The following is a 10,339-nucleotide window of genomic DNA, read 5'->3' as shown; positions in this document are numbered from 1 at the left end:
AAAGCGCCGAAGATCCATCATTCTGACAGGGGAAGCCAATACACTTATAAATCTTATATTGATTTGCTAAAAGCTAATACAACTATTATTAGCATGGCTTTAAGTGCTCAGGACAATGCTTATGCAGAAAGGATCAACAGGACCATAAAAGAAGAATATCTTGATCATTGGAGACCGCAGACCTTTTGCCAGTTAAAAAACCAAACTAAAAGAGCTGTGACTAATTATAACAAAAAAAGATCACACGATCATTTACAAAAAAGAAACCCTGATGAATTTGAGAAATATTGGTCCGCTCTAAACCCAAAGGAAAGGCCAGTATTTACTATTTTTGATAATGAAAATTAATATATAAAACCGGTCAACACTAATTAGGGAAGTTCAAAATAATTTCCGTTCTTCAAACTCCTCTTCCCCTAGAGCTTGTGAGATTTTAAATACCTATAGGTCTAGTGCTGATAATAGCCATTTTCGAGGTACTTCTTAGAATATTATGAGAGGCTCTCAAAGCCAGGAATGATTTCCACAAGTGGCTCCTTCCCTTTTTTAAGGGAAAGTGGATTTTTCAGCGAGAGCTGATAAAGACGGAAGGGTAAAAAACATGATTACAAGCAGAAATTCCAATCCTGATCACATATCTTCTATAAAAGCAGATTTCAGCAGTAGATATTTCCTTAACACGTATTTTCAAGAACGATAATTGCCATTTTAGAACATCGACCTTAAGAATCTAAAGAAATGTTTTTTAAACACCGGAGATTACCACGAACGCTCCTTTCCTTTTTCCAAGAGCTTCTCCTTTATCAGCGAGAGTTGACAAAGGAAGAAACCCTTAAATTTATGTCTTATAAAGTCTAAAGCCACGATAACCGCAAATCATTCTGAATTGAGTAATTGCATAAGTTCCTTCTTCAAAACTAATCCATGAGTATTGTTAACCTGAACCCTTCCAAGACTAAGCGGCATAGAATTGAGATTAACCACTTCTCTCTTTGTGCTAAAACCCATCTTCATCCCGTTTTGCGAGGCCACCTTTATCGTGACATCATTATAATTACCGTAAGGATAAGCTATGGCATTAATAACAGGGTAACTCTGTTCAATCAAAAACTTTTTGTTCACCGCGATTTCCTGAGATTGTTTTTCTGCCGAACAACTTGACAGAGCGGGATGAGTATGGGTATGTATGCCGTACTTAAAAAGGGTATTAGATGCCAGGTCCTTTAGCTGTACATCTGTCATAGCATAGTCCTCGGCCGTTAAAACAGGAGAATAGCCAGCCCATTTTTGTAAAGCATCTATAACATCCACGATCTTATTGTGAGAAATTGGTTTTAAAAGTTCCCATATTTTTAAGTACAATTCACATCTTTTAGTAGGCGACGGATTAAACCACCTCCAGGCCTCCTGCTTCTCCTTCACCTCCTTTGTCAAGTTTTCAGTCTCCAAATAAAAATTATTCGATTTATTATCGATCATGAGCCTTAATTGATTTGGTAGCCAAGGGGAATGAAGGAAAATCCTTTCTAAGGCGTCCCACCAAAATAATTGTCCTTTCCCAATAAAATACGAGGGCACGAAAAAAGTCGCCGGGCATTTATATTTCTCTAAAATAGGTTTGGCATATATATAATTATCGGTATACGCGTCATCAAATGTGATATACACACTTTTGTGCTTCAGTTTACCGATGTTAAATTGCTCTTCAAGTCTCCAAAGAGGTAATACGTTGAAGTTTTTCTTGAGCATTTTTATTTGAGATCTAAAATTTTCCGGACTAACTGCTAATTGCCAAGGATCTGTTTTGAGGTTACATATCCTATGGTACATTAGTACAACTGCCTTAGATCCTGATTGGTTGAAATATCTTCTCATCCGGCTCCACATCTTATCCACGGGTTTTATTTAACAGCACTTACGCTCACGATTAACTGGTAGTGGGGATCATGTGCATCTATGTTCTTTTTATTAATTTCTGGCAATCCCATTCCATAAAGAAATGCGCTTGCGACCATAACATTACCATAGGTTTTTACTGAAATATTTTTAGAAGGAAAATACTCTTCCATTAGCCGTTGCATAGATGCATCAGTAAATGACCAAAGCCAATATTTCCCCCATCCGTCTTGCGCAACCTGGCTGATACCTGGTACGGTAATTAATAAAGTCCCCCCCGTTTTTAAAATTCTATAGCAGGTGGCAATAGCCGCCTTAAAATCGTAAATAAGGTTTAGGGTTTGGGTAAGCACAATGCAATCAAAACTATCTGATGGAATATGTGGAACATTGCTAAGGTCACCTATATATGTTGCCTGAAGGTTTGACTCATCGATATGCAAAACATCACTTTTTATAACTGCATCACCTCCAAATTCTAAAGTATATGAATTATCACCTATTTCCAATACCCGGCCCTTAATTTGGGACGAATATGCTTTCAGAAAATTTTCAATATAATACCTGTCTAACGGTCCCCCGCGGTCGTATCCAAACTGAGTACTAAATGGACTTGTACGATCGAAATCACCAAGATTAATTTTTTTCACTCTAGGAATTGTCGGTTTCTTTTTTATTTTACCGAAAATTTTTCTAAGAACATTCATACAGATCTTTTTAAAATTTTTTCTCTTACCCTCATAATCTTCAAAAGGTTGGTTTCTAAATTTTTTATAAAGATGTTTATCATATTTCTTTAAAGTTTTTATTTCCTCCCTTTCAAATGTAACTTCTCCAGCATAGAGTTTACCTATTAAATTATCATAAACCTTCCTGGAATAGTAGGTAGTCCAATAATTTTTTCCCTTTTTATAGCATTCCCTTTCAGCTTTATTCTTCAGATTCTTCTTCTGAAAAGACAATACGCGCAAAGCATAATCCATCATCCCGGAATAATTTGCAGACATATTATCATGGTGCTTTCTATAGACTGCAATTAAATGGGTATGATAAATAATTGGAAATAATCTTGTTATTTGAAGGTAAATATCATAATCCTCACAATAACGCAAAGAGGTATTAAAACTGAATTTTTTAAACACCCAATGTTGATACATTACGGTTGCATGCATTCCAATAAAATTCCTAACCAGCAATTCACGATAATAGTCTTTGGTAATTTCCTGCTGAATGATCCAGATCTTATCTTCAGGTTCATAATACAACTGATAGCCACCAGCCACAAACGCAGCACGTGGATCAGATTTTAGATAACTAATATTACGTTCCAAAGCATTCTCCAGGAGCCAATCGTCGGCATCCAGAAAAACAAGATATTCTCCTTTGGCATGTTTTATTCCCGTATTCCTGGCTGCGGAAAGTCCCGAATTCTCCTGATAAACATAGCGCACATCTGGAAAGGTAGCACATACTACTTTAGTGTTATCAACAGATCCATCGTCGACTATAATGACTTCAAAAAAACGGTAAGACTGCACATAAACACTATTAATTGCGTGTGCCAGATATTTGGCGTGGTTATAACAGGGAATGATTACTGAAACCAATTGTTGTTCTAAATGCTCGGGTAGTGGCATGGCTAAGGAGCTATTGATGGTTTATTTTTATTTTTTCTGTAAAACCATATTCCCGACTTGATACCTTTTAATTCACTCCATAACGTTCGATAACGAAATTTATATTTTGGAAAACCACTTGTAAATAAAAACAGATAATACCTCATTAGGTTTAAATACAGGTATTTTTTGTAGCCTATTGTTTGGTTTTGATCATGCTGTATTAGGACAGAAGCAGAATGCCCACGCATGTAATTAAATAGTTGTTTATGCAATTCTTTTAATTCTCTTCGATGTGCATGATACACAATTGCCCTGGGATTGTAAAAAATGTTCATGTTGTTAGCTAGCATCCTAAACCATATTTCAGAATCACCACTACAGCCCGCTGCACCAACATCCAACCTGATATCAAAATAATCAACAACTTCAAGGGTCCTTTTTCTAAAAGCCATGTTGGCTCCCGCCCCTATCTGCCAGACTTTTGGAACCCCTGAAGATTTAAAAATAAAATCACTATTAAAATGAATATCTTCATAGCCTTTATTGAATCCCCAATTCTTTTCAAATATCTGCTGACTTTCCGTTTCGAGTGAGGAGGCAATTACCAAGCCTGTCATTGCATCTATGTCTTCTTTAACAAAGCTTTCCCACACGCGGTAGCACCACAATTCATCAACACTTACGTCATCATCTGTATAAGCTACTATGGATGCTTTTGCCAATCGGGCACCTGTATTTCGTGCTATATCCAGACCTGGACGTGCTTCCTTGCAATAAATAACCGCACTATATGCTTGCGTGACCACCTTTGTGCAATCATCTGTGGGGGCGTTATCTACCACTATTATTTCTCGTGGCCTGCAAATTTGTTTTTTCAAACAATTAAGACAGTTTTTTAAACTATCGCTACGGTTGCGCGTACAAATCACCACAGAGATATCCACTTCTTCGGGAATATTTACCGCTCTGTAAGGAGTAAGTATTTTCTCCGTTAAGCTAAAAAAGACCTGAAAATCTCGGGATTTAGCTGCTTCGTCTATTTGCTGTACCTGCTTGTTATTACCTCCGTAAGCCTTTAACGTAGAAGCTAATACTTCTAATATAGCTTTAGAAAAATCTGTACAACCTTTAGCCTCTATAAAAAGATGACCCAGAGGGATATTATGCCACCAAAAGACATAGTAATGCCTATTGCCCGCTTCGGGATGTGGAATATGTGCTAAATCCTGTTCGCGCAATTGCACATGCTGGATTAGGTAAGGAGCTATTTTAGGCATAGTTAATAATTTAGGTTTTCATTCTCTTAAAATACTTTCGGTAAGGGTCGGTCCATATATAAAGTAAAAGGAGCGCTGTCCTGGAAAGCACATAATTATCCCTGTAGATCCTTAAAACGGTCTTAATTTGATTATAGGCCACTTGTTTATTTTTAGCTATAAACCAGGCACTAAAGGTTTCATTTAATATCCAATAGACATAATTTCTTTTGGCAGTTTTGAACATCTTTCTTTGATCCTTTTTTGGTAAATAGCTAATGATTGCCGCTGTAACTTTTGAAATATCTTTAATATTTTGCCCCGATTGATAACTTCGCCAGGTAATGGAATTTTTATGTTCCCGATATTCAGCTAGAAATTCGGGCGTGTATGCTGTCTCGTAATTTTTAGCTATCCGGGCCCACATCTCCCAATCTTCTCCATAATGTACTAAATAAAAACTTCCCAGCTTTTCATATATTTCCCTCTTTACTGTAATAGCCACATATTGCAGACGGGGAAATTCAGCCAATTTATGAAGCCAATTTTCAAGTATACAAGGTTCTTTGGCCTCTATACGAGATTGATGTGAGAAGTTCCCCTCGCTATCTATATGTTCCCAGGCACAAAAGGCAGCTCCCGCTTCAGGGAATTTTTTGAAAAGTTTGCTAATCGCTGAATAGTACCCATCTTTTACCCGGTCATCTCCGTGCAATAAATGGATGTATTCTCCTTTGGACCGATTTATACAGGTTTCAAAGTTCCTGAGACTGCCTACATTAACTTGCTGCTTATAGTAGCTCACCCGCCCTCTTCCCAGGGTCCTCACCAACTCTTCTACGTTAGCATCGGTGCTGCAATCATCTACAACCTCTATCTGCATCAGGGCTTCCCCCATATCCTGTCGTAAAACACTCTCTATGGCTTCAGACAAATAACTGGAACAATTATATGAGGGGATCATTACGGACCACAATGGACGGGGAAGCCCATTGTTAATTGGTTCAATGTAAGGTGGTGATGTAGGTATCCTTTGCATTTTAAATTAATATTTTTCAGCCATTTTGGCTCAAAATTGTCAAAGGTTTAAGGATTATGGGGAAATCGGGTCTCACATAGCCCCACCATTTGTCATACCAATTAGTATTTTCACGATAGTCTGCTATATCAAACATCAAACACTCCTGATAGTTAAAAAGCTCTGATGATGTGTCTTTCGAAAAATGAAGCGTGAACATATAAGAACCGTTATTTAGAAAATTTCCGGGAATTGTACATTCCCCCTCGATCATTCCTTTGGCATATGTCTCAGGTTTTGAGGGTATGTCAAATATACACTCCCCCGCCAGAGTAAACAGCAACAGGTCTGTAGACAAGACAATATTATCAGTAGCATTATAAAACCTGAATTTCACGGTTAAGGCAGTCCGAATATCAATTACGCTTAGTGGATCATCAAGATGAGGAAGCAATTCTACATAAACAACCCTTATCCTATCATTACCAGGAGCCTCCCTCAAGGTTGGAAATTCTTTAATCCAGCTTTTCTTATGCAGTGCGCCCAGATACTCATTAAGCACTGCTTTGGATCTTCCCGTCGCACGAACATTACCTCTATCCAGCCAAATTGCTTGTGAGCAAAGATTACTAACCGCCTGTAGGTTATGACTTACAAATATAATTGTGCGGCCGCTTTGGTTGGAGGCATCATTCATTTTGCCTAGGCATTTCTTCTGAAATTCAGCATCCCCCACTGCCAATACCTCGTCAACTATAAGGATATCAGGCTCCAGGTGCGCGGCGACAGCAAAAGCCAGCCTTACGTACATTCCCGAAGAATATCGTTTTACTGGAGTATCTATAAACTTCTCAACCCCGGAGAAATGAACAATTTCATCAAATTTTTTTAATATCTCTGCTTTTTTCATACCGAGGATATGCCCGCTAATGAAAATATTCTCACGACCTGTAAGCTCAGAATGGAATCCCGTACCTACTTCAAGTAAACTGCTGATGCGACCGCTGCCACGCACAATACCCTCTGTAGGCTTTATAATACGCGATAATATTTTTAATAAGGTGGATTTGCCAGCACCATTATGGCCAATGATTCCTAATATCTCCCCTTCTTTTAGTTCAAAATTTATATTTTTGAGAGCCCAGATATGATCATTGGTGTCAATTTTTCTGCCATCCCTTATCTCCTGGTTTAGATCCTCCTTGTTAAGGATGTTTTTTTTCCACCATAACTGCATATCACGCCGCAGTGAACCCGACCCAATGGTGCCCAGATTATAAAGTTTGGAAATATTATCAACCTGTATTACTGTTTTTGACATAACTTTTTATAAAACGTCCATTAATTTATCGCTCATCTTATTGAAGAGTAGGATCCCAAAAAAAACAATAAATACCATAAAACCTGCACTGTACAACAAGTGTAAGTCGTTTAAGCTACCCACGCCTAAAAATGCAAACCTAAAATATTCAAATAACGAGGATAACGGATTGAGATTTACCAACCATCGCACACCTTCCGGCACCATGCTAAGAGAGTAGAAAACCGGACACACAAACATGAGCAGCCGTATGATGACTTGTATTAGAGACATAAGATCCCGGTATTTTGCTGTGAGTACCGAGAAGATAAGACCCCCTCCAAAACCTATGCACGCCGTATTTACAATAATTGGAAAAATTAAAAATATTCGTCCGGCATTAAATTCCACCTGCCCCTTGAACAGAAAAATTAGATAGATCGCAAAAAGCAGAAGCAGTTGGATCCCAAATAAGAGCAGCTGAAGCCAAAGGGTAGATAACGCCACAATGATTCTCGGGAAATATACCTTGCTGAATATCTCAGCATTTTGGGAGAAGGTTTTTGATATCTGAAGAAAAACCTCCGAGAACAGGGTCCAAAGCGTAATCCCTATCATATTAAAAAGCAAAGGCGGCACGCCATCTGTGGGAACACCGATTATTTTATTGAAGACCAATACATATGTGACTACGGTAAGCAAAGGCTGCAATAGTGCCCAAAAAGGCCCCAGAAGCGTCTGTTGATATAGTGCCAGAAAATCCTTTCTGGCCAACTGCGCCATCAGGTCTTTATAAGAGTAAAGCTCTACAAACCCAATATCCCACCATGAGGTTTCGGACTTGATTTCCCACTCCCATTGCTTCAGCCTATGGCTGTCTGATTTTTTATTCACTTATTTAGAGTAATCAACAATTCATTTTATGAACATCTGCTTTCTATTACGCAAAATATGTTCTATCTGCTTATACCTAAGGCCATACATGGCAAAAAAACGCAGCATCCAAAAGAGAGTAACAAAGTCTCTGCTCATGCTCCAGGCGCCTTGGACTTGCCTAAATGCTGCCTTTCTGTGAAAAAGCAGCAAAGTATTGGCAACTCTTACTGAAAATTTTGCATGATAGGCATAAGCCTTCTTTTTTATCCTGGACCTTTGGTTTTCGGGTAAATGCTGTTCAATAATATTTATCACCTTCTTAATGTCCTTTATATTCTGACCGCTAAGATAGCTTTTGTGACTTATGCCGATCCCATGACCCACGCGGTAGGATGCTAAACATTTTGGAGAACAAGCTATTGGAAATCTGGACCCTATCCTTGCCCACATTTCCCAATCTTCACCAAAATGGACGGCATAAAAACTGCCCACTGCCTCGTAAGTTGAACGCTTAACAACCATTGCCGGAGGCTGGATAAGCTGTTTTACGCCAATCTGATTTATAAAATCAGGTACAATTCCCGGAGCTTCTAGCATACTTTTATTAATAATAGTAACAAGTTCACCTTTATGATCAATATAATTAAAGTTAGTGAAAGCCGCCCCGGCCTCTGGATGATCACGAAACAAACTTTCTATCTCCTCATAGAAACCACTTTCCACTCTATCATCTCCATGCAGTAGATGCACATATTTACCTTTTGAACGATTAATGCATGTCTCAAAGTTCCTAAGACTTCCACGGTTCTCCGGTTGTCTATAATACCCCACTCTCCCTTTGCCAATACATTTCACCAGCTTTTCTATATCACCATCCGTACTACAGTCATCTACTACTTCTATATGCATCACCTCTTGGTCCGGAGCTTGAAGAAGTACGCTTTCCAGAGCTTGGGTGAGATAATAAATGCAATTATATACAGGGATAATTACAGACCACAAAGGACGCTCTATATCAGGAAGAGCTGCTATGTGTGGAGGGAATTCAGGAATACGCTCGTTCATGAATTAGTCAATATCTTCAAACAACAGAAATGGTTTAATTATCTCGTCCTTATTATAAAAACTGTAAGAAATTCTTAATCATGTTAAATATATATAAAAAATTTAACTTTTACAGAAAAAGAAAATCAAATTATAAACTCTTTTGCAGAAAATATAACGCATTTTTTAACATTAAAAGTTAAAGGCCTGATCTTTTGATGAGAATAAAATACTTTCATTGGTTCTGTGCACTAGGGCGTGTATTCTCCAGCCGATGAGGAGTTAATAAGTATTTCCCTCGTCCTAAACCGTTGTATTTTTTTATGCATTACCTATATAAACGATAGTCCTTGAGGAGAAAAATATTAAAGGAATAACCGATTGAGTCGAAAGAAATATTAGAAGGGCTAATAAAAGTAAATTTAGAAGATCAAAAAATATAAAATTCTTCCTCTGTATATTAAATACATTTGCTCGACACACCATTAATAATGATCATATAATTACTATAATTATGAAATAAGTATACACTTCATTTCTACATCGGTAATATTTTGATCTGGGCGTGCCCTTCGGGCCGGGCTATCCGCGCTACACGGTAGCCGCTCCTATCCCTCACGCAAAGGAGTGAAGAATGAGTCTAGAAAAGTTCAACTTAAAGAAAATAATTTCCGTTCTTCAAACTCCTCTTCCCCTAGAGCTTGTGAGATTTTAAATACCTATAGGTCTAGTGCTGATAATTGCCATTTTCGAGGTACTTCTTAGAATATTATAAGAGGCTCTCAAAATCAAGAATGATTTCCACAAGTGGCTCCTTCCCTTTTTTCAAGGAAAGGTGGCTTTATCAGCGAGAGCTGATAAAGACGGAAGGGTAAAAATCATGATGACAAGCATAAATTCCAATCCTGATCACAGATCTTCTATAAAAGCAGATTTCAACAGTAGATATTTTCTGACCACGTATTTTCGAGAACGATAATTGCCATTTTCGAGGTACTTATTAGAACATTATAAGAGGCTCTCAAAGCCAGGAATGATTTCCACAAGTGGCTCCTTCCTTTTTTCAAGGGAAGGTGGATTTTTCAGCGAGAGCTGATAAAGAAAAAAGGGAAAAAAAAACATGATTACAAGCATAAATTCCAATCCTGATCACAGATCTTCTATAAAAGCAGATTTCAACAGTAGATATTTCCTTACCACGTATTTTCAAGAACGATATTAGCCATTTTTCAGCCATCATCTTAGCATCCTGAGCTTACATTTTCGCAAACAAGTTACTTTGCTCGAATAGTTCCTTTTCTTTTTCCACGGGAAAGTGGCTTTATCAGCC

The 10,339-nt window shown here is 37.9% G+C and carries 8 protein-coding genes; 1 reads left to right on the top strand and 7 read right to left on the bottom strand.

What is annotated here, in order from left to right:
* The coding region (locus RM541_RS17260; protein ID WP_311501382.1) for an integrase core domain-containing protein at positions 1 to 348 on the top strand (348 nt) is incomplete at its 5' end.
* 528 nt (positions 349 to 876) lie between these two features.
* On the opposite strand, the gene RM541_RS17255 is transcribed toward RM541_RS17260, so the two are convergent.
* Genes RM541_RS17255 through RM541_RS17225 form a run of 7 tightly spaced genes read right to left on the bottom strand, consistent with a single transcriptional unit; the run spans position 877 to position 9,030 of the window.
* Positions 877 to 1,875 (bottom strand): polysaccharide deacetylase family protein, encoded by a 999-nt coding sequence (locus tag RM541_RS17255; protein ID WP_311501381.1) that lies wholly within the window; start codon positions 1,873 to 1,875, stop codon positions 877 to 879.
* Between the two features lie 26 nt (positions 1,876 to 1,901).
* Positions 1,902 to 3,533 carry a glycosyltransferase gene (locus tag RM541_RS17250; protein WP_311501380.1) on the bottom strand — a complete coding sequence of 544 codons (1,632 nt, stop codon included), beginning with the start codon at positions 3,531 to 3,533 and terminating at the stop codon, positions 1,902 to 1,904.
* Positions 3,534 to 3,535: 2 nt separating this feature from the next.
* Positions 3,536 to 4,792, bottom strand: a complete 1,257-nt coding sequence (locus RM541_RS17245) for a glycosyltransferase family 2 protein (protein WP_311501379.1) — start codon at positions 4,790 to 4,792, stop codon at positions 3,536 to 3,538.
* 10 nt (positions 4,793 to 4,802) lie between these two features.
* Entirely contained in the window at positions 4,803 to 5,810 is a 1,008-nt protein-coding gene (locus RM541_RS17240; RefSeq protein ID WP_311501378.1) for a glycosyltransferase family 2 protein, read from the bottom strand.
* Positions 5,811 to 5,826: 16 nt separating this feature from the next.
* Positions 5,827 to 7,110, bottom strand: coding sequence for an ABC transporter ATP-binding protein (locus tag RM541_RS17235; RefSeq protein ID WP_311501377.1), 1,284 nt, complete (start codon positions 7,108 to 7,110; stop codon positions 5,827 to 5,829).
* Positions 7,111 to 7,116: 6 nt separating this feature from the next.
* Positions 7,117 to 7,983, bottom strand: coding sequence for an ABC transporter permease (locus RM541_RS17230; RefSeq protein WP_311501376.1), 867 nt, complete (start codon positions 7,981 to 7,983; stop codon positions 7,117 to 7,119).
* A gap of 21 nt (positions 7,984 to 8,004) precedes the next feature.
* Entirely contained in the window at positions 8,005 to 9,030 is a 1,026-nt protein-coding gene (locus RM541_RS17225; RefSeq protein ID WP_311501375.1) for a glycosyltransferase family 2 protein, read from the bottom strand.
* Positions 9,031 to 10,339: the final 1,309 nt, after the last annotated feature.

The organism is Autumnicola psychrophila, assembly GCF_031846645.1.
In the GTDB taxonomy this organism is placed as follows: domain Bacteria; phylum Bacteroidota; class Bacteroidia; order Flavobacteriales; family Flavobacteriaceae; genus Autumnicola; species Autumnicola psychrophila.
Note: the sequence above shows the minus strand (reverse complement) of the source record. Positions and strands in the feature narration are given on the sequence as shown.